Origin of the sequence: Halalkalicoccus sp. NIPERK01, from assembly GCF_030287405.1 — an archaeon.
In the GTDB taxonomy this organism is placed as follows: domain Archaea; phylum Halobacteriota; class Halobacteria; order Halobacteriales; family Halalkalicoccaceae; genus Halalkalicoccus.
The window spans coordinates 1,096,699-1,116,030 of sequence record NZ_JASVVV010000001.1 but is presented as its reverse complement, the minus strand read 5'-3'; the positions used below and the strand labels follow the sequence as shown (position 1 = coordinate 1,116,030).

General features: G+C 67.9%; 21 protein-coding genes. 9 read left to right on the top strand and 12 right to left on the bottom strand.

Translation table 11 applies throughout. From position 1 onward, the window contains the following. Nucleotides 1-786: NADP-dependent isocitrate dehydrogenase (locus tag QRT08_RS06005; protein ID WP_286045010.1), on the top strand; the 786-nt coding region annotated here is incomplete at its 5' end. A 250-nt stretch (nucleotides 787-1,036) separates the two neighbouring features. Here QRT08_RS06005 and gvpN read toward each other — a convergent pair. Together gvpN and QRT08_RS05995 are read right to left on the bottom strand one after the other, a co-directional pair. Further along, a complete protein-coding gene (gvpN, locus tag QRT08_RS06000) occupies nucleotides 1,037-1,960 on the bottom strand; it encodes a gas vesicle protein GvpN (protein ID WP_286045009.1) in 924 nt (307 codons plus the stop codon). Nucleotides 1,961-2,040: 80 nt separating this feature from the next. Then, entirely contained in the window at nucleotides 2,041-2,373 is a 333-nt protein-coding gene (locus QRT08_RS05995; RefSeq protein ID WP_286045008.1) for a cupin domain-containing protein, read from the bottom strand. Between the two features lie 67 nt (nucleotides 2,374-2,440). Here QRT08_RS05995 and QRT08_RS05990 point away from each other — a divergent pair, with 67 nt between their 5' ends. After that, nucleotides 2,441-2,953, top strand: coding sequence for a DUF5817 domain-containing protein (locus QRT08_RS05990; RefSeq protein ID WP_286045007.1), 513 nt, complete (start codon nucleotides 2,441-2,443; stop codon nucleotides 2,951-2,953). Here QRT08_RS05990 and QRT08_RS05985 read toward each other — a convergent pair. Then, nucleotides 2,950-3,072: a hypothetical protein gene (locus QRT08_RS05985; protein WP_286045006.1), complete on the bottom strand. Its 123-nt coding sequence runs from the start codon at nucleotides 3,070-3,072 to the stop codon at nucleotides 2,950-2,952. The genes QRT08_RS05990 and QRT08_RS05985 overlap by 4 nt on opposite strands. Before the next feature lie 143 nt (nucleotides 3,073-3,215). Here QRT08_RS05985 and QRT08_RS05980 point away from each other — a divergent pair, with 143 nt between their 5' ends. After that, the gene (locus QRT08_RS05980) at nucleotides 3,216-4,085 is read left to right on the top strand and encodes a hypothetical protein (RefSeq protein WP_286045005.1); all 870 of its coding nucleotides are present in this window, start codon (nucleotides 3,216-3,218) and stop codon (nucleotides 4,083-4,085) included. Here QRT08_RS05980 and hmgA read toward each other — a convergent pair. Then, entirely contained in the window at nucleotides 4,082-5,305 is a 1,224-nt protein-coding gene (hmgA, locus tag QRT08_RS05975) for a hydroxymethylglutaryl-CoA reductase (NADPH) (protein ID WP_286045004.1), read from the bottom strand. The two genes, QRT08_RS05980 and hmgA, sit on opposite strands and share 4 nt — an antisense overlap. Before the next feature lie 86 nt (nucleotides 5,306-5,391). Between hmgA and QRT08_RS05970 the strand changes: the two genes are divergently transcribed. Further along, nucleotides 5,392-6,900: an amidohydrolase gene (locus QRT08_RS05970; protein ID WP_286045003.1), complete on the top strand. Its 1,509-nt coding sequence runs from the start codon at nucleotides 5,392-5,394 to the stop codon at nucleotides 6,898-6,900. Here QRT08_RS05970 and gfo6 read toward each other — a convergent pair. Genes gfo6 through QRT08_RS05955 form a run of 3 tightly spaced genes read right to left on the bottom strand, consistent with a single transcriptional unit; the run spans nucleotide 6,890 to nucleotide 10,100 of the window. Beyond that, complete coding sequence (gfo6, locus tag QRT08_RS05965) at nucleotides 6,890-7,954, bottom strand: D-xylose 1-dehydrogenase Gfo6 (protein WP_286045002.1); 1,065 nt, start codon at nucleotides 7,952-7,954, stop codon at nucleotides 6,890-6,892. The two genes, QRT08_RS05970 and gfo6, sit on opposite strands and share 11 nt — an antisense overlap. A 39-nt stretch (nucleotides 7,955-7,993) precedes the next feature. Then, nucleotides 7,994-9,517 (bottom strand): 2,3-bisphosphoglycerate-independent phosphoglycerate mutase, encoded by a 1,524-nt coding sequence (gene gpmI / locus QRT08_RS05960; protein ID WP_286045001.1) that lies wholly within the window; start codon nucleotides 9,515-9,517, stop codon nucleotides 7,994-7,996. 37 nt (nucleotides 9,518-9,554) lie between these two features. Next, nucleotides 9,555-10,100 carry an SHOCT domain-containing protein gene (locus QRT08_RS05955; RefSeq protein ID WP_286045000.1) on the bottom strand — a complete coding sequence of 182 codons (546 nt, stop codon included), beginning with the start codon at nucleotides 10,098-10,100 and terminating at the stop codon, nucleotides 9,555-9,557. A 97-nt stretch (nucleotides 10,101-10,197) separates the two neighbouring features. Here QRT08_RS05955 and QRT08_RS05950 point away from each other — a divergent pair, with 97 nt between their 5' ends. Further along, a complete protein-coding gene (locus QRT08_RS05950) occupies nucleotides 10,198-11,448 on the top strand; it encodes a DNA double-strand break repair nuclease NurA (RefSeq protein ID WP_286044999.1) in 1,251 nt (416 codons plus the stop codon). An 18-nt stretch (nucleotides 11,449-11,466) separates the two neighbouring features. Here the strand turns inward: QRT08_RS05950 and QRT08_RS05945 are convergent, their stop codons facing one another. Continuing rightward, nucleotides 11,467-11,811, bottom strand: a complete 345-nt coding sequence (locus QRT08_RS05945) for a DUF7113 family protein (RefSeq protein WP_286044998.1) — start codon at nucleotides 11,809-11,811, stop codon at nucleotides 11,467-11,469. Between the two features lie 78 nt (nucleotides 11,812-11,889). On the opposite strand from QRT08_RS05945, the gene QRT08_RS05940 reads away from it, so the two are divergent. From QRT08_RS05940 to QRT08_RS05925, 4 genes are all read left to right on the top strand, one after another. Further along, nucleotides 11,890-13,644 carry an ATP-binding protein gene (locus tag QRT08_RS05940; protein WP_286044997.1) on the top strand — a complete coding sequence of 585 codons (1,755 nt, stop codon included), beginning with the start codon at nucleotides 11,890-11,892 and terminating at the stop codon, nucleotides 13,642-13,644. Between the two features lie 37 nt (nucleotides 13,645-13,681). Next, the gene (locus QRT08_RS05935; protein ID WP_286044996.1) at nucleotides 13,682-14,113 is read left to right on the top strand and encodes a universal stress protein; all 432 of its coding nucleotides are present in this window, start codon (nucleotides 13,682-13,684) and stop codon (nucleotides 14,111-14,113) included. Between the two features lie 72 nt (nucleotides 14,114-14,185). Further along, nucleotides 14,186-14,431: a hypothetical protein gene (locus QRT08_RS05930; protein WP_286044995.1), complete on the top strand. Its 246-nt coding sequence runs from the start codon at nucleotides 14,186-14,188 to the stop codon at nucleotides 14,429-14,431. Between the two features lie 172 nt (nucleotides 14,432-14,603). Beyond that, complete coding sequence (locus QRT08_RS05925) at nucleotides 14,604-14,870, top strand: DUF8028 family protein (RefSeq protein WP_286044994.1); 267 nt, start codon at nucleotides 14,604-14,606, stop codon at nucleotides 14,868-14,870. Nucleotides 14,871-14,912: 42 nt separating this feature from the next. Here QRT08_RS05925 and QRT08_RS05920 read toward each other — a convergent pair whose 3' ends face one another. The 4 genes from QRT08_RS05920 to QRT08_RS05905 are packed head-to-tail and all read right to left on the bottom strand — an operon-like array spanning nucleotide 14,913 to nucleotide 19,309. Next, entirely contained in the window at nucleotides 14,913-16,172 is a 1,260-nt protein-coding gene (locus tag QRT08_RS05920; protein WP_286044993.1) for an ABC transporter ATP-binding protein, read from the bottom strand. Further along, complete coding sequence (locus QRT08_RS05915) at nucleotides 16,165-17,322, bottom strand: ABC transporter ATP-binding protein (protein ID WP_286044992.1); 1,158 nt, start codon at nucleotides 17,320-17,322, stop codon at nucleotides 16,165-16,167. The genes QRT08_RS05920 and QRT08_RS05915 overlap by 8 nt, the downstream gene beginning before the upstream one ends. Beyond that, nucleotides 17,322-18,323 carry an ABC transporter permease gene (locus QRT08_RS05910; RefSeq protein ID WP_286044991.1) on the bottom strand — a complete coding sequence of 334 codons (1,002 nt, stop codon included), beginning with the start codon at nucleotides 18,321-18,323 and terminating at the stop codon, nucleotides 17,322-17,324. The genes QRT08_RS05915 and QRT08_RS05910 overlap by 1 nt, the downstream gene beginning before the upstream one ends. Further along, a complete protein-coding gene (locus tag QRT08_RS05905; RefSeq protein WP_286044990.1) occupies nucleotides 18,320-19,309 on the bottom strand; it encodes an ABC transporter permease in 990 nt (329 codons plus the stop codon). The genes QRT08_RS05910 and QRT08_RS05905 overlap by 4 nt, the downstream gene beginning before the upstream one ends. Between the last annotated feature and the right edge of the window lie 23 nt (nucleotides 19,310-19,332).

Sequence of the window (19,332 nt, the reverse complement as noted above, 5' to 3'; positions counted from 1 at the left end):
GCCGGCATCGAGTGGGAGGCCGGCACCGACGCGGCCGAACAGGTCAGGGAGTTCGTCGAGAACGAGATGGGCCAAACGGATATCATCCACGAGGGGCCGGTCGGCATCGGCATCAAGCCCATCAGCGAGTTCGGCACCAAGCGCCTCGTCCGCCGGGCGATCGACTACGCCCTTGAGAACGACCGCGATTCCGTGACGTTGGTCCACAAGGGCAACATCATGAAGTTCACCGAGGGCGCCTTCCGCGACTGGGGCTACGAGGTTGCCGACGAAGAGTACGGCGAGGAGGTGATCACCGAGGACACCCTCTGGGAGGAGCGCGACGGCGAGGCGCCCGACGATGCGGTCGTCGTTAACGACCGGATCGCGGACAACATGCTCCAGCAGATCCTCACTCGAACTGATGAGTACGACGTGCTGGCACTGCCGAACCTCAATGGCGACTACCTCTCGGACGCGTGTGGCGCCCAGATCGGGGGGCTTGGCATCGCGCCCGGCGCGAACTTCGGGGAGGGGCGGTGTCTGGCCGAACCCGTCCACGGGTCGGCGCCCAAGTACGCGGGCCAGGACAAGGTGAACCCGACGGCGATGATCCTCTCGGGGCGGCTGATGCTCGAGTACCTGGGGTGGGACGACGCGGCAACCTTGGTGCGTGACGCCGTCGAGGCGACGATTTCGTCGGGGCGGGTGACGTACGACCTGGAGCGCCAGATCGAGGGTGGGGAGAAGTTGGCGACGAGCGAGTTCGCCGAGGCGATCGTCGAGAACATCGAAGAGCTCGCCTAAGGCGAGCTCTTCGGGCAGTCGGATTCCGTCGGAATCCGACAACATCGAACAGTTGGCCTAACGGCCAACTGGTGGACGCTCAGGGCATCGCCGTGAGAACATCGAGGAACTGGCCTAGCCCGTTTCTCCGACCCCCGAGCGAAACTCGGAAGACATCGAAGAATTGGCCTACGCCGGTTCTACGCAGTCAGAACGGTCGCATTGGCTCGGCTGTTTTGCGTTCTGCTTCGTTTCGACCCGCCAGAACCGTTCAGACGGCGTCCTCGATCTCCTCGCGCATCGACTCGACCTCCTCGAGCGATTCGGCCTTCGACCCGAGGACGTCGACGCAGACCTCCACCAGCGCGTCCTCGCCGAAGGCGACCAGTCCCTCCGCGATCATGACCGCCGCGCGCGTGCCGACGTGGAGGTCGAGTCGGTCCCGGAGTTCGCGCACGATGTCGACGACCTCCTCGATGGCCTCGTCGTCGAGGTCGTCCACGCGCGTCGAGACGATCGCGACCTCGGTCTCGCGGTCGTAGTAGTCGAGGTGGACGCCGATCAGCCGATCGAGCAGCGCGTCCTGCGGGCGATGTACCCCGGCGTACTCCGTCGAGTTCGAGGTGAAGATCGCCCGGAACTCCGGGTCGACCTCGACGATGCGGTCCTCGCCGCGCTGGCCCGGTCGGTCGAGGACGCCCTCCTCGAACACCGAGAGCAGGACGTTGTGGGCGGCGGGCTTGGTTCTGGAGAACTCGTTGTAGACGAGCGTCGCGCCGTTCTGGACGGCGACCGACAGCGGGTTGTCGACCCAGCGGTCCCGGACGATCGACTTCTTCTTCATGACGCCCGAGACGAAGTTGTCGCGTTCCTTGTACTGGGCCTTTCCCGAGCGCTCGCCGACCAGCGACCCGGTGTCGATCAGTTCGTCGCCGTTGATCCAGACGACCGGCCGGTCGCGGGCGGCCGCGACCGACAGCGCCAGCGCCGTCTTCCCACAGCCGGTCGGGCCGACGACGTGGACCGGTCGGGGGACGTCGAGCCACCGGCGTACCTTCTCCTGTATCGACTCGATCTCGTCGGTCTCGACGAACGACCCCCCGATCGCCTCCTCGACGCTCGTCGGCGCGAACGTCGCCCCGTCCTCCCCATGCTCCCGTACGAACCGATCGAGTTGGCGTTCCTCCTTGTTCATGGATGATGTCTCGGCGATCCCCATTGATGAGCGTGTGGTTCGGTACTGGAGGGTCAGCAGAAAAAGGGCTGTGCTTGCGCTCACTCGGCCCAGTCGGGGTTGGGCCGCGGCGGACTGAAGACATCGACGCCCCGAACCACCTCCTCGCCGCGGTTCTCCGCGCCGTGGACCTCCCCGCCCGCGAGCACGTACGACTCGCCGGCGCTCACCGTCTCCTCGCCGTCCTCCAACAGGAAGGTCAACTCCCCCTCGTAGACGAACCCCGTCTGCTCGTGGTGGTGGTCGTGGCTCGGCACCGCCGCGCCGGGTTCGAACTCGAAGTGCTGGACGCTCATCTCCTCGCCCGCGGCCAGTTGTGCGAGGAAAACGTCCTCGACCGCTTCGGTCGTCTCCGCCAGTGGAACGCGCTCCATATTGCCCCTTCCCTTCCGGACGGCTTATAGGCCGAGGGTTCAACACCCGTCCTCCCCTTCGGGGGGTATGTACGCCGTCGTCGGCTGTTCGGCCTGTAGCGCCCTCTGGATCCTCGAGGGTCGCCAGGAGACCGCCCGGTGTCCGGGCTGTGGCAGGACCCACCGGTACGCGAAACTGAAGAAGTTCGTCGAGACGGACGACCCGGACCACGCACGGGAGGTCCGTGCCTCGATGCTCGCCAGTCGCAGCGGCCACGCCGACGCCTTCGCGGCGGTCGACTCCTTTTCGGACCTCGACTCGCAGGTCGAACGACCCGTCGTCGACGACGACGAACTGCTCGACGGCGTCGGGGTCGATGCCGACGAGGCGGCCGCGGCGAGCGCTACCGAGACCGGCTCGCGAAGTCGTAAGGAGATCGTCCTCGCGGCGGTCGAGCAACGCGAGAACCCGTCCGAGGAGGACGTCGTCACCTACGCCACCGCCCGGGGCGTTCCCGAGAGCTACGTCGAGCGCGCGCTCGAAAGACTGGTTCGAGCGGGCGAACTCACCGAATCGGGCGGCCGCTATCGGCGCCTCTAGAGGCCCTGCCAGATCGCGAGCAGCGTCGCGACGATCGACAGGACGATCTTGATGATGCGAAGCTGTACCACGGTCAGCTCCGAACAGCGCTCGCGCTGTTCGTGGTCGGGTTCGGTCATGGTGGAGTACCCGCGGGTGCTCGCCCGACGGGTACGCTCGTTGAATTCAGCGCTCGAAGGGATAATTCCGAGCCGTCCGCACGGCGGAAGTGAAACTGGTTTCGGCCGACCGATTTATTGCAAATCTACAGATAGGTATGCGTATGTCCGCACGCGCGGTCGAGTGGCACGTCGATGCCGCCAGCTCGCGGGGACTGCGCGTGCTCGTCTACGCCGGGGTCGGGCTCTTCGGCGGGGCGATGGTGCTCGTGCTCGGTGGCGCGGCGTTTCTGGGAGTTTCGATGGCCGTCGGCGGCGAGTACGGCTATCTCGCCTACCTCGCACTGCTCGCGCTGATCGGCGGCCCGCTCTCGCTGCTCTATCTCCTTCCGATGCTCACCGATCGCGCCCAGCGCCCGCCGCTTTCGGCGCTGTTCGCCGACGAGGAGATCGCCGAGCGCTACGCCGGCGCGTTCACCCGGGGACGACTGCTCGGGGCCGTCATCGGGGGTGCGCTCGTGATCCTCGTGGTGCTCTCGCTCGACCCGCGGGCCCTGTTCGTGCTGCTCGTCGGGGCGCTGTTCCTGATCCCGGTCGGTTCGGGCGTGGTCTCGTGGGGACGGGTCGATCCCGAGGAGGGAACCCTGACCCACCGGCACCGAACGGTCGCGCTCGCGCGCGTCGAGCGGGTCCGCCGGGTCGACCTCGGGGGCGTCTCGCTGTGCTGGCTCTCCTATCGACCGGGTGCGGGCGACGTGACCAGCCCGCGATGTATCGCGGTCAGTCCCGAGGCCGCCGACGCCGTCGAGCGGGCGCTCGCCACGGTCGATCCCGAGCCCGACGAGGGGTACGCGCCGGATCGGGCGGTACGGGCCGCGCTCGGATCCCTCGCGCTGTGTTTCCTCGGCCTCGCCGCGGCGTTGTTCGTCGTCGAACCCGGGAGCGCCGGCGACCCCGGCCTGCGGTGGTATCTGGTCGTCGTCTTCGGGATCGTGGGCGGACTGTTCGGCCTCGCCGTCCTCCTTTCGGGCTAGCGCCCGAGTTCCTCGTGGGCGCTCGAGAGGTGTCGCGAGGCCAGCGCCGCCAGAAGCGAGAGTTCGCCCGCGAGCGCGCCCGTGGCGATGACCTCCGCGAGCGCGTCGGCGTTCGAGCCGGGGGGATCGCCGCCGCCGCGCAGGCCGAGAACATCGAGGGCCTCCCTCTGTGTCGGGAGTTTCGTTCCCCCTCCGACGGTCCCGACCTCCAGGCTCGCGATCGAGAGGCTCGCGTACAGCGAGTCGTCGCGCGCCTCGGCGGTCGTGATCGCGTTCGCCCCCTCGACGACCTGTGCGGCGTCCTGCCCCGTCGCGAGGAACGCCGCCGCGATCGTGTTGGCGGCGTGGGCGTTGAATCCCAGACTGCCGGCCTTCGCGCTCCCGATGAGGTTCTTGCGGGTGTTGGCCTCCGCGATCGCCTCGGGCGTCGTATGCAGGCGCTTCTCGACGACCTCGCGCGGGATCGTCACGTCGGCGGTGACGCTCCTGCCGCGGCCCTCGATGGCGTTGATCGCGGCGGGCTTTTTATCGGCGCAGAGGTTGCCCGAGAGCGCGACCAAGGAAGCGGGGGTTTCCTCCTCGATCCGGTCGCAGGCGGCCTGTGTCGCAATCGTCACCATGTTCATCCCCATCGCGTCCTTCGAGTCGAACCGGAACCTGAGGAAGACGTTGTCGCCGACGACGTAGGGCGTGATGTCCAGTAGCTCGCCGTGGCTCGTCGTTCCCTCCGCTTTCTCGCGCAGTTTTTCGATATTGTCCTCGACCCACTCGACGATCTCCGCTGCTTCGGCGATCCCCGACACCCGGAAGACGGGCGCGCGGGTCATCCCCGATTTGGTCACGCGGGCCGCGGCGCCGCCGGACGTGCGGATGACCGAACAGCCGCGGTTGACCGAGGCGACGAGCGCGCCCTCCGTGGTCGCGAGCGGCAGGTAAAATTCGCCCTCGGCCGCGCCGCCCTCCCCACCTTCGTTGATCGGGATCGGGCCGACGACACCCATCGGGAGCTGTGCGCCTCCGATCATGTTCTCGATATTGGGTTCGGCGTCGCCCGCCGCGAAAGAGAAATCGCCGACCGTGTCGAGGTCGGCGTCGGTTTCGGCTTCGAACAGTTCCCTGCGGGCGGCGGCCGCAGTGTCAGAGTCGGCGTGGTCCTCGAGTTCGTGCAGGCGCAGTTCGCCCTCGCGGACGCGCTTTGCGAGGTCGGCGGGGTCGGTCATACCGGCACCTCGTAACCCGGCGGCCTAAGAATGCCGATCCCGGGCGGATTCCCAACGGCTTTGGTCGCCGCCGCGTCTCTCAGACTATGACGCGTGCTGCGGATCTGATACTGCGAAACGCCGGGATCCACACCCTCACGGATCCCGATAGGGTCCACGAGGCGCTCGCGGTCCGCGACGGCCGGGTGGTCCGGGTCGGAAAGGGCTACGAGGTCGACTTCCTCGAGGGCGTCGAGACCGACGTGATCGACTGCGAGGGCCGGGTCGTCCTCCCGGGGTTCGTCGACGCCCACACCCACATGGAGACGCTCGGCCGGTATCTCGTCTACGCCGACCTCTCGGGGGCGAGCGGACCCGAGGAGTGTATCGAGCGCCTCCGCGAGTCGGCGGGGAGCGAGGGCTGGGTCCTCGGCTTCGGCTACGACGAGAGCGCGTGGGACGACGCGGGCTACCTCACGAGCGACGAGTTGGACCGTGTGAGCGACGAGCGGCCGGTGGCGGCCTTCCGCGAGGACATGCACGTCGCCTCGCTCAACACCGTGGCGCTCGCGCGCCACGAAGGGGAAATGCCCGCGACGGACGTGCAGGGCGACGGTGTGATCGTCGAGACGGCCGTCGACGTCATCTACAGGGCCATCGTGCCCGGTCCCGAGGAGACTCGCGAACTCCTCGTGGCCGCCCAGGAGTTCGCGAACGCCCGCGGGGTGACGGGCGTCCACGACATGGTCAGGAACTCCCACGCCCCGCGGGTCTACCGCGAACTCGATTCCGAGGGAGCGCTCTCGCTTCGGGTTCGCATCAACTACTGGAGCGACCACCTCGACGCCGTCTCGGAGGCGGGCCTCCGAACGAACCACGGCAGCGGAATGGTGCGAACCGGCGCGATCAAGACCTACACCGACGGGAGTTTCGGCGGCCGGACCGCGAAGCTCACGGAACCCTATACCGAGGGCGGAACCGGCCAGTGGGTCGTCCCGCCCGCGGAGCTACGTAAACTGGTCGAGCGAGCGGACGGGGAGGGATACCAGCTCTCGGCGCACGCCATCGGGGACGCGGCGATCGAGGAGGTCCTCGACGCCTTCGAGTCCATCGACGAGCCCGGCGCGGCCCGTCACCGGATCGAACACGCCGAACTCCTCTCCGAGAGCGCGATCGAACGGTTCGCAGATTCGGGGGTCGTCGCGAGCGTCCAGCCGAACTTCTTCAAGTGGGCCGCCGAGGGCGGCCTCTACGCCGACCGACTCGGCGACGAGCGGCGAAAACGGACGAACCGCTATCGGGACCTGCTCGACGCCGGTGCGAACCTCGCGTTCGGCAGCGACTGCATGCCGCTCGACCCCCTTCTCGGCGTTCACCACGCGGTCAACGCGCCCGCCGAGGGCCAGCGTCTCACCGTCACCGAGGCGCTGCGGGCGTACACCTCGGGGGCGGCCTACGCCGGCTTCGACGACCACAGGGTGGGAACGATCGAAGCCGGCAAGATTGCGGATCTGGTCGTCCTTTCTGACTCGCCGTGGGACGCCGACTCGATCCGGGAGATCGACGCGGCACTGACGCTCGTGGGCGGCGAGGTCGTCCACGACGCTACGGGCTGATTCGGTCGCCGGTTTCGGCGGCCTCGTAGGCCGCCTCGATGACCCGCTGGTCGGCGAGTCCGTCCTCGCCGTCGGCCTCACAGTCGGCGTCCGCGAGCACGCAGTGAGCGAAGTAATCGAACTCCTCGAGCACCTCGTCGACCGCCGGACCGGCGTAGCTGACGTGGACCTCGCCGCGCTCGGCGACGAGTTCCTGTGAGACGTCGCCGCCGAAGGGCGAGCGAACCAAAAGCTGGCCCTCGGTCCCGATCACCCGCAGGCGGCTGTCGGGATGGGCGCCGAAACTCGCGGTACACGAGGCGGTCGTCCCCCCGGGGAAGGTCAGTCTGAAGGCGACGTGTTCCTCGACGCGGTCGAACGGCGGCCCCGAGGAGGCCGCCTCCGCCGAGACCGCGATCGGATCGGCGTCCAGCAAGAACCGGGTCGTGTTCAGGGGGTAGATCCCCAGGTCGATCAGCGCGCCGCCGCCCGCGACATCGGGGTCGAGTCGCCACGAATCGGAGCCGGCGTGATCCAGCAGGCGCGTCGAGAAGCCACCGTGGATCTGGACGGGGTCGCCGATCACTCCTTCACGAACCATCTCGCGTATCCGCCGGATCGCGGGCTCGGTCCGAAGCCGGTAGGCGGTCATCAACACGACGCCCGCGTCGGTGCAGGTCTCGACCATGTGCTCCGCGCTCGCGAGGTCGGCCGCGAGCGGCTTCTCACAGAGGACGTGCTTGTCGAGTTCGGCGGCCCGCTCGGCGTACTCGGGGTGGTACGCCGGCGGGGTCGCGACGTAGACGGCGTCGTACTTCCCGGCGGCCTCCCCGGCGTGAAACCCCTCGTAGTCCACGACGCGTTCGACGCCGAACTCAGCAGCGAGGTCGCTCGCCTTCTCGGGCGACCCGCTGACCAGTACCGTCGTCTCGCAAAAGTCGCCGTCGCGGATCGCCGGCAGCGCCCGGTTGCGCGCGAACGCGCCGAGGCCGATCACGGCCAACCGAACCGTGCCCTCCTCGATCGTCTGCCAGTCGCGGCGCGTGAACGCCTCGAAGTACGGTGACACTCGCATCCCGAGGAGTTGGAACGCGACCGACTAATGTGTTGGGCGTTAGCGCACCAACAGCGACTCGCCGGTCATCGCCTCGGGTCGATCGATCCCGATCACGGAGAGGAGCGTCGGCGCGAGGTCACACAGCGACCCGCCCTCGCGGACGCGATACCCTCCATTCGTCCCGTCCGGACCGAGGTAGACCACCGGAACGGGGCTGTAGGTGTGGGCGGTGTGGGGGCGCTCCTCGGTGCCCATGTCGTCGGCGTTGCCGTGATCCGCCGTCACGAGGACGTGCGCGCCGTGTTCGGCGAGCGTTTCGAGGAGGCGATCGAGTTGGGCGTCGACGGCCTCGACCGCGTCGACGGCCGCCCCGAAGTCGCCGGTGTGACCCACCATGTCCGGGTTCGCGTAGTTGAGCACCAGGGCGTCGGGGTCCTCTCCCTCGATTATCGAGATCGCCCTGTCGGTGACCTCGGGGGCGCTCATCTGGGGCTGGAGGTCGTAGGTCGGGACGTCGGGGCTGGGGACGATCTCGCGGATCTCGCCGTCGAACTCCACCTCCCGGCCGCCGTTCAGGAAGTAGGTGACGTGGGCGTACTTCTCGGACTCGGCGATCCGCAACTGCGTCTTTCCCCGATCCGCGAGTACCTCCCCGAGGGTGTCTGCGGGCTGGTTCGGCGGGAACGCGACGGGAACGTCGAAGGTCTTGTCGTACTGGGTCATCGCCACCAGATGCACGTCGGGTGCGGGGGTATCGGCGTCCCACTCCGGGCGGATGTCCTGCAACATTCGCGTGAGCTGACGGCCCCGGTCGCCCCGGAAGTTGAAGAACACCGCCGAATCGCCGTCCTCGATCCGGGGACCGCCGTCCACCAGCGTCGGCTCGATGAACTCGTCGGTCTCGCCGCGCTCGTAGGCGGCCTCGACGGCCGCGGTCCCCGAGGGCGCGGTGTACTCGGCCTCGCGGTTCACCATCGCGTCGTAGGCCTTTCTGGTGCGCTCCCAGTTGGTGTCCCGGTCCATCGCGTAGTACCGCCCGGAAACGGTCGCGACCTCGCCCGTGCCGTTCTCCCCGATCACCGCCTCGAGTTCGCGGAGGTAGCCCGCGCCGCTTTTGGGGCCCGTGTCCCGGCCGTCGGTGAAGGCGTGCGTGACCGCCTCGACGCCCCGATCCGCGGCCCACTCGATCAGCGCGTGGAGGTGTTTCTGGTCGGAGTGGACGCCACCGGCGCTGACCAGCCCCATGAAGTGGACCCGAGCGCCCGTCCGTTCGACGTGGTCGAACGCGCTCGAAAGCGCCTCGTTCTCGCGGAAGGAGCCGTCCGAAACGGCGTCGTTGATCCGGGTGTACGCCTGCTTGACCACGCGGCCGGCGCCGATGTTGAGGTGGCCCACCTCGCTGTTTCCCATCTGGCCCTCGGGGAGGCCGACCCGCCGGCCGGTCACGTCCAATTGGCCGAACGCCCCCGATTCGCGGATCCGGTCGAAGGTGGGGGTCTCGGCGCTCGAAACGGCGTTCCGGCCGCCGTCGCGTTCCTCGCGCAGTCCCCAGCCGTCGAGAACGATGAGTGCGCCGTCCATACCCGACGGGAGAGTCGCCGCCGGTAACTACCCTTCGCTACTCCCCTCGGATCCGATCGCGCTCGCCGTCGTTCAGCACCGTCCGGCGCTCACGGGCGGCCTGCGCCTCGTCGAGCGAGGCGTTCGAGACGAGGCGGTCGACCCGGCGCTCGAACTCCCGCTCGTCGATCTCGCCGTCGACGTATTGGCGTTTCAGCTCCGCGAGCGCCCGCTCGGCGCGCTCCTCGGGGGTCGGCTCGGGCGGGGAGAGCGACTCGGAGAGCCCGAGCGTCCCGATCGGGGGGACCCGTAGTTCGGCCCGCCGAGCGGCCGACGCCAGCCGATCGCTCCTCGGAACCGAGACACGCCGCAGCAGCGACCACGCGAACCAGCATCCGGAAAGGACGGCGAGAACGAGCAACGCCGCCACGATCGGGAGGTACGGGATCGCCATTCCGAGGAGGACCCCGACGACGGGCGTTCCCGTCGTCATCGCGGAGTAGACGACGAGTCCGACGTAGCCGAGCACGACGGCCAGCAGGCTGCTCGAAACGAGCAACACGAGCAGGGAGATCACGAGAGCGCGCTTGCTGAGCCAACCCATCTCCTCGGGATACGGCCGCCCGAATCGTATACCCAACGGTTCGGCGGACCCGGCGGCCGACCGGAGCGTTTTTTTCGCGCCCGGAAGTGGCTCTCCCATGACCCTGGATCCGGTCCACTTCGAGGGGATCGCCGCGCTGGCCCGCCAGGTCGGCCGCGAGGTCGACGACGCCTCCCATCGGGAGTTCGCCGAGACGGTCTGGGAGGGGTTTCTCGACCCGCTCGAAGTCGACGGTCGGCGGGTGCTCGAACCCGTCGGCGAACAGTACCGAAAGCGCGTCGCGATCGAGGACGCCGCCCTCTGTGAGCGGCCCTTCCCCGGGAGCTACGGCGTCGACTCGGGGACGATCAACCCCACCACGTACAAGAACGGCGTCGTGATGGACGTCGCCCACGCCGCGATGGGGCGTGTGCCGACCGACCTCGACTGTCACCGATCCCGGACCGTGATCATCGGACTCCACGCCGACGACGACGCGCTGACGTTCCCCGAGGACTGGGTGATCTACGACGAGGGCTACAGCCGTCGGCGGATCCTCCTGCTGCGCGATATCGACCGCCGGCGCTACACCGAGGCGACCGTCCACGCGCTGTCGCTCTATCTGGCCGAGAGCGAACACGCGCTGGCAAACGCCGACGGGATCGACGACCTGCTCGTCCTCGACGGGCCGCTCTACCCCAAGGGACTGTTGAGCTGGCGCGATCGAGCGCCCGAACTCGCCGCCCAACTCGAGGAGGAGACCCCCCGGCAGGTGGTCGCGAGCTACGCCCGACTCGTCGAGAACTTCCTCGATAGAGGCGTTCCGATCGCGGGCTTCGTGAAAAACCCCGCCTCGAAGCGGATCACGACCGCTCTCGACGAGCGGACGCCCGCGCCGTGGGCCGACGACGCCGCGCTGTTTGTCCGCCTGCTCGAACGGCGCGAGGACGGCGAGCGCGTCCGGACCGAACTCACCTACACCAACTGGTTCGTCTCCAGGGGCGGTACTGACAGGACGTTCGCCGCCGACGGCGACGCGCTCGGACTGGACCTCCGTCGGCCCGCGGCGGACTACGAGGTGACCTTCTTCGCGATCTACGACCCGCGCGACGACGTGCTCTACACCGTGGAAGCGCCCTACGGGGTCACGAAAGACGAAGAGACGCGCGAGGCGCTCCAGACCCAGATGCTTTCGGAGGTCGCGAGCCAGCGTGGGCCCCCCGAGGCGATCGCGAAGGCCGACGAACTGGCCCGCATCAGCGCCCGCGAGAAGGAGTCGCTGCGCCGGATGATCGAGGGCGAACTCGATACGGAGCTTTCGAGAACGTACGACGATCTGCGGTGGGGCGGCGAGGAGGCGTTCTTCTGACCGCCCCCGTGGCAATCGCTAGATCTCCGCGCCCGGTTCGGCCTTCTCGATGTCGATCTCCACGTCGGCGGGGGGAATCCCGATCCGGGCGAACTGGGTGCGGACGTGTTCCTCGGCGGCGCTGACGGCCTGCTGGCGGGTGTCGAACCCCCGGGGCATGGGCGATTCGAAGGCGACGTTCACCGAGCGGCCGTCGACCTCCATCTCCGACCCGCCGCTTTCGACCTCGTAGAACTCGTCGCACACCCAGACGTAGGGGGCGTCCTCGTCGGGCGCGCCCCGGAAGGTGGGCGCGCGCTCGCCACGCTCGAAGAGCGTCCCGGTCAGCGTCGTGCCGTGCGCGCTACCCCGGATGAGAAGCATACTGCCCCTACCCTGTGAGGGGGCAAAAGCCCGTTGGCGGTGAGAAACGTTTTACTCCCGCCGCCCGATGGCCGACGCATGTCCGATCTCGGTGATTTCACGCCCTCCCTCTCCACGGACGACACGGACGCCGACCGCTTCGAAGAGAGCACGATCACCCCCGCGGGAACCGACACGGGGATCGGGACGATTCCCGCCTCCCAGGGACTGAAGATCGCCGAGGACGGCGACGACACGGAGATCCGGGCCTCGATCACCGCCGGCAACCGCTCGGACGTCCGATTGGGGAAGTACCTGCTGCTGTCGTACCCCGACGACGAGAGGCTGTTCTGTCGGATCACGGGGTTGGAGTACGTCCAGGAGTTCCGCACCGACGACGCGAGCGAGATCCACGTCCGCCGCGCGATGCGAAACGGCGAGGTCGAGGAGCGCGATTACAAGTTCCTCGCGACGCTCGAACCGATCGCGGTGCTCTACGACGACGGCGACGGGTTGAAGCGCCGGATGGCCGACCGCGTCCCGAAACCCGAGACCGTCGTTCGGGAGGCGACCGACACCGAGGAGATCAAGACGGGGTTGAAGATGCCCGACGACGGGGTCTTCCTGGGCCACCTCGCGGTCGGCGGCGAGAAGGTGCGGACCGCGGCCGAACCCCCCACGATCGACTACCGCCTGAAGGACGACTACGAGGCGGGCGATCCGCTCGTCTTCCGCCACACCCTGATCGCGGGCGGCACCGGGTCGGGAAAGACACACGCCGCGAAGAACGTCCTCAGACAGTACCTCGGTTCCGAGCGGGCCTACGAACTCGACGACGGCCGGACCGTCTCGCCCGCGGTCGTCCAGTTCGACCCGCAGGACGAGTACGCCCAGATGCACGACGACAACCCTACTATCGGGAGCGAGGACGAGCGCGCGTTCGAACGCGAGGAGATCGCCTACGGCGGCCACGACGAGACAAAGGCGTTCGTCCCGAAGGTCGGCACCTCGACGTACAGCACCGACGACCACCGCGCCGAACAGGTCGAGTTCACCGTCCCGTTCTCGATGGTGCGGACGAACAAGTGGCTCGTCGCCGGCGGCGACCTGAACGACAACCAGTACAACGCGCTGACCTACCTGCTCGACCGGTTTTTCAAACAGCACGGCGGTTCGGGGACCTATCGGGAGTTCAAGTCGTTCCTCGACGACCCCGCGCTGCGCGAGGAACTCGACGAGAGCGGGCGCGTCCACGAGGCGACGTTCGACGCGGTCAAACGCCGGGCCTACGGGTTCGACAGCGTCTTCGACCAAAGCGCCCCGCCGATCACCGACCTCGTCCACGAGTTCGTCCGGCCGGGCGGCCTCTCCGTGGTACCGACCTACCACATCAACGACTCACGGGCGACGGAGGTCGTCGTCCTCGCGCTCGCGAGCCTGCTGGTCGACCAGAAACTCTCGAACGACCCCGAGTTCGACCGGATCAAGGAGACCCCGATGGTATTGGGGATGGACGAGGCGCACAACTTCCTCACCGGCGCGGAGAGCGCACAGGCGAGGAAGGTGATCGGGAAGTTCGCCGAGGCCGCGAAACAGGGCCGCAAGGAGCGACTCGGCCTCTTTCTCATCACGCAGGACCCACAGGACATCGCCGACGCCGTCTTCAAGCAGGTGAACACGAAGGTCGTGCTCAACCTCGGCGACGAGGACGCCATCTCGGCGGTGAACATCCCCACGAACCTCGCGGGGAAGGTGCCGTACATGGAGAAGGGACAGATGGTCGTCTACTCGCCCGACAACTCCGAACCCGTCGAGTTGATCGGCCTCTCGAAGTGCCTGACGAAACACGATTAGGCGCAGGCTATAATTGGCGGGGCGGTGATGGTCCCGTATGGCCTACACCGTCCTCGTCCCGATCGACGGCTCGCCGCAGGCACAGAACGCGCTCGAATACGCGATCCGGGAGTTCCCCGACGCGACGTTCGTCGCGCTCACCGTCCTCAACCCCGCGGAGTTGAGCGCCGGCGGGACCGAGATGGGGATGGCCTCCTACGCCGACCGCTGGTTAGAGGCCGAAGAGGAGCGCGCCGAGGAGCGCTTCAAGCAGGCGCGCGCGCTGGCGAAGGAACACGGCGCTACCCTCGAAGGGGAGACCGTCCTCGGGCGACCCGCCCGTGCGATCGTCGACTACGCGGAGGACCACGACGTCGATCAGGTGGTCATGGGGAGCCACGGGCGCGACGGCGTCTCGCGCATCCTGCTCGGGAGCGTCGCCGAGACCGTCGTCCGCCGCTCGCCCTGTCCCGTGACCGTCGTTCGATGACGGCGATTCGTCCACCCACTCGACCGTGGTGCGACTGGACGGTTTTTACCCGGTGACGCCCTCTCTCCCGATATGGTTCGCCTCGATACCACGACCGTCGGCGGCGGGTTCATCGCCGCCGGCCTCGCTCACCTCCTCGCACCGCGGGCCCTGCTCGCGACCGCCCGATGCGCCTACCGACGACTGCTGGCCGCCGACTTCGACGCGGACGAACGGACGGAGCGACGCGTCCGGGCCGTCGGACTACTGCTGCTCGCGGCCGGCACCGTCGTGGCCGCGGCCGACCGATCGGTATCCGTCGTACTACGAAGGACATGATATCCAATAATGGTTCTAAGAGTAATATAAAATATCTTAAGCTATCTCCGGCCGTCGTGAAACGTCGTTAGCACGTCATTCGTCCCGTAAAATGTCGGGAAATGGCGTTAAATCTCGTGTCATTATATGTAGTGGTCGAACATATAGTGAAACAGACACGAGGTACCGCCCGATGTCAATGCCCTCCATCCACACCGACAACGCGTCCGCACGAGCGGACACGGAACAGCCCTCCGATCACGCGAGCCGACTCGCCGTCTCCGCGCTCGCCCGTCCCATCGAAGCGATCGCCTTCTGGAGCGCCATCGCCCTCCCGTTCCTGTACCTCCCGCTGCTGGTGAGCGGCCTCGGTTCGACCGCCCAGCTCACCGCGTTTCTGGCGTTGCTCGCGCTTCACGCCGTCACGATCGTCGGCGGCCACCGCTACAATCGGGCCTGAAACGCCCGACGGGGCTCGAAGCGCTCTCGACGGGACGGCCGCCTACTCGAAGCGCTCGTCGTGAAGGTGACACGCCGCCGGATGCGTGCGGTTCTCGCCGACGAGCGCCGGTCGCTCGCGCTCACAGACCGTCTCGAACTCCTCGCGCAGTAGCGTCTCGGCCGCCTCGAACTCCCCGTTCGCCACCGCGGAGAGCGCCTCGTCGAGGATCGAGTCGGCCGTCACGTCCGAGAGCGCGGCCAGCTCGTGTTCCTTGCGTATCGCCCGTGCGACGGCCCCCTCGTCGGGGTCGTCGAGACGCTCGCGGATCCCCTCGACGTCGACGTCCCGGCGCTCGATCCGCTCGCGTAGGTCCATCACCGAGCGCCACGCCCGCTGTTCGAACTCGTAGCCCTCCGGTTGGATGATTCTCGGACACCTCGTCCGGAACCGACAGCCGCTGGGTGGGTCCCGTGGCGAGGGGACGTCGCCGGACAGCGTCGTCACCTCCCGGTCCCGTTCGTCGACGGTCGCCCGGGGAACGCTCTCGAGCAGCGCTTCGGTGTAGGGGTGCTGTGGCGCCTCGAATATCTCGTCGACCGGGCCGACCTCGACGATCTCGCCGAGGTACATCACCGCGACGCGGTCGCAGTTGTGGTGGATCACCGAGAGGTCGTGGCTGATGAGCAGGTAGGTCAGGTCGAACTCCGTCTGGAGGTCGTCGAGCAGGTTGAGCACCTGTGCCTGGACGCTCACGTCGAGCGCGCTGGTCGGTTCGTCGAGCACGACGAACTCGGGTTCGAGCGCGAGCGCGCGGGCGATGCCGATCCGCTGGCGCTGGCCGCCCGAGAACTCGTGCGGATACCGATCGAGCTGATCGGCCGACAGTCCGACGCGTTCGAGCAGGTCCCGGACGCGCTCGCGGCGCTCCGCTTTCGTCCCGATCCCGTGGACCGCGAGCGGCTGGCGGACGATCTCGCCGATCGTCATCCGCGGATCGAGGCTCGAATAGGGGTCCTGAAAGACGATCTGTGCCTGCCGGCGGAACGACTCGTCGACGCCGTCGCTCACCCGGCGGCCGTCGAACTCGACGGTGCCGTCCGTCGGCTCCTGTAGCTGGAGCAGCGTCTCGCCGGTCGTGGACTTCCCACAGCCCGACTCGCCGACCAGTCCGAGCGTCTCGCCCCGTCGGATCTCGAAGCTGACGCCGTCGACCGCACGGACCGCGACCGGCTCGTTTCCGAGCAGTCGGTCGATCAGGCTGTCCTGCTCGTAGAAGTACTTCTGAAGGCCGTCGACCCTGAGGAGGGGGGCGTCACTCATCGAAGTACCCCTCCGGGAGCGCCCGCGACTCGTCGTAGGTCGTCTCCGCGAGGACGCACCGCACCGCGTGGCGCTCGCTCCCCTCGGCGTCGAACTCCGGCGGGTGGTCGAGGCAGTCCTCCATCGCCTTCGGACAGCGATCCGCGAAGTAACACCGGTCGCCCATCTCGTGATCGAGCAGGCTGGGGACGTTGCCGGGGATCGGCTCCAACCGCGTTTTCGCTCCCTCGATGTCGGGGATGCTGCCGAGCAGCCCCTGCGTGTACGGGTGGACCGCGTTCTCGAAGACGTCCTCGAGGGTACCCCGCTCGACGATCTCGCCGGCGTACATCACGCCGACCCGGTCGCACATCCGCGCGACGACGCCCAGGTTGTGGGTAATCAGGACGATGCTCATGTCGGTTTCGTCCTGCAGTCGATCCAGCAACGAGAGGATCTGCGCCTGAATGGTCACGTCGAGCGCCGTCGTGGGTTCGTCGGCGATCAACACGTCGGGTTCGCCCGCCAGCGCCTGCGCGATCATCGCGCGCTGAAGCATCCCGCCCGAGAACTGGTGGGGGTACTCCTCGGCGCGCTCTGTCGGGTCGGGGATGCCGACGAGTTCGAGCAGTTCGACCGCCCGGTCGTGGCTCGCCGTCGAGACGTACCGTTGGGACGGGACGACCGTGCTCGCGAGGTACTGTCCCAGACCCACCTGACGGGTCTTCGCTCGGGTCGAACGGGGATTGGCCGCCGCACGACGCTGGACCTCGACGGCCTCCGCGATCTGCTCGCCGACCGTAATCGAGGGGTTGAAACTGCTCATCGCGTCCTGGAAGATCATGCTGAAGCCGCTACCCCGAAGCGCGTGGCGCTCGCGTTCGGGCAGCGCGCGCAGGTCGACGTACTCGCCGTCGGTCGCCTCCTCGAGCGCGGCCTCGGCGAGTTCCGCATCACGGAACCAGATCCGCCCCTCCGTGATGCGTCCGGGCGAGTCGATCAGGTCGATCAGCGAGCGCGCGGTGACGCTCTTTCCCGAGCCGCTCTCGCCGACGATGCCGAACACCTCGCCGTCCTCGACGGTGAAGCTCACGCCCTCGACGGCGTTGACCTGCCCTTCCTCGGTGAAAAAGCGGGTGTGGAGGTCCTCGACCCTGAGGAGAGGGGCCATCAGACACCACCCTCCCCCTCGATGCTCGGATCGAGCGCGTCGCGGAGCCAGTCCCCGAGCAGGTTCACCGAAACCACGCTCAGCAGGATCGCGATGCCGGGGATCGTCGAGATCCACCACGCCGTCGCCAGATAGCCCCGTCCCTGTGCGATGTCGTAGCCCCACGAGAGGGTCGTCCCCGAGAACCCGAGGAACGACAGCGCGCTCTCGAGGAGGATGATCGCCGCGACCTGGATAGTGGCGAGGACGATGATCGGCGTCAGGCTGTTCGGGAGGACGTGTTTCCGGAGGATCGTCCGGTCCGAGGCCCCGATCGAGCGGGCGGCCTTGACGTACTCCTCGCTCCTGATCGACAGGGCCTCCCCGCGGGCGACGCGGGCGAACCACACCCAGTTGACGAGCGCCACCACGAGGGTCACGGTCCCGGGGAGGGCGAACGACTGCGGCATGCCCTCGATCAGCCCCAACTGGACCAGGGGGTCGGGGATGCGGACCACGCTCGCGCCGAACAGGCCGATGAGGGCGATCGCCAGCACGAGCGACGGGAACGCGAGCATGACGTCCGCGCCGCGCATCAGCGTGTCGTCGGTTCGCCCGCCGAAGTAGCCCGCCGCAAGCCCGTAGGGAACGCCGATCCCGGCGGCGATCCCGGTGCCGAGAAGACCGACCATGAGCGAGGTGCGCGCCCCGTAGATGAGCCGCGAGAGCATGTCGTGGCCGAACTGGTCGGTCCCGAGCGGGTGTTCCCACGTCGGCTCGATGGTGCGCTCGACGCGCTCGGTCTCGCCGTCGACGAGTTGGGTCGTGGTCTCGGTCTGCGTGAAGCCGATCGGCGGCGTCTGTCCCGATTCCAACCCCTGCGCCGTGGGGTTGTGCGGCGCGAGCACCGGCGCGAAGACGGCCATCAGGACGATGAGCATCAGGAGGACGAGGCCGATCTTCGCGAGCAGGCTGCGTTCGAACTCCGATCTCAGGCTGCGCTTGACGCGCGGGGAGATCATTCGGCGATCACCCGCGGGTTGACGTAGGCGTAGAGCATGTCGACGACGGTGTTGATGAGGACGAAACCGATCCCGATGACGATCAGCGAGCCCTGGATGATGGGCCAGTCGCGCGTGCGGATCGCGTCGATCAGCAGGGTGCCCAGACCGGGCCACGAGAAGACCGCCTCGGTGATGACCGCCCCGCCGATCAGCGTCCCAAGCTGGAGGCCGAGAACGGTGATGATCGGGATCAGCGTGTTTCTGAGGACGTGTTTGTACCGCACGAGCGTCTCGGGGAGCCCCTTCGCGCGGGTGGCGTCGACGTAGTCCCTCCCGAGCTCGTCGACCATTCCGCTTCTCGTCAGTCGGGTGATCAGTGCCGTGAAGTAGGTCCCGAGGGTGATCGCCGGAAGCACCATGTGCCGGGCCCAGATCCGGATCCCCTCGGGGCGCGCCTCGAAGACGAGCAGTTCGATCGCGGGGCCGAGGCCGATGGGACGGCTGCTCGTCGGCAGCCACTTCAGTTGGACCGCGACGACGAGGATCAGCATGATCCCCAGCCAGAAGTTGGGCGTGCTGATGCCGATCAGCGAGAAAAAGGTCGCCCCGTAGTCGGCGGGCTGGTGACGACGGGTCGCGCTCACGACGCCGAGCGGGATGGCGATGACGACCGCGACGAGCGTCGCCGCGACCGCGAGTTCGACGGTGGCGGGGAGCCGCGCGAACACCCTGATGCTCGCTTCCGTCCCCGAGACGTAGGAGTAGCCCATGTCGCCCTGGAGCAACCCTGCGATGTAGTCGACGTACTGTACGTGGATCGGGTCGTTGAGCCCGAGGTCCTCCGCGATCGCCTCGCGTAGCTCCAGGTCCGCCCCGGGCGGGGCGACGAACGCGACCGCGCTGCCGGGCGTCATGAACCGCAGGAGGAAGACGAGCGTGATGACGCTCCAGACGACGAACACGCCCTGGAGGAGACGCTTGAGTACGAACTTGCCGAGTGCCATGAGATTCCCTGTAGACGGATCCG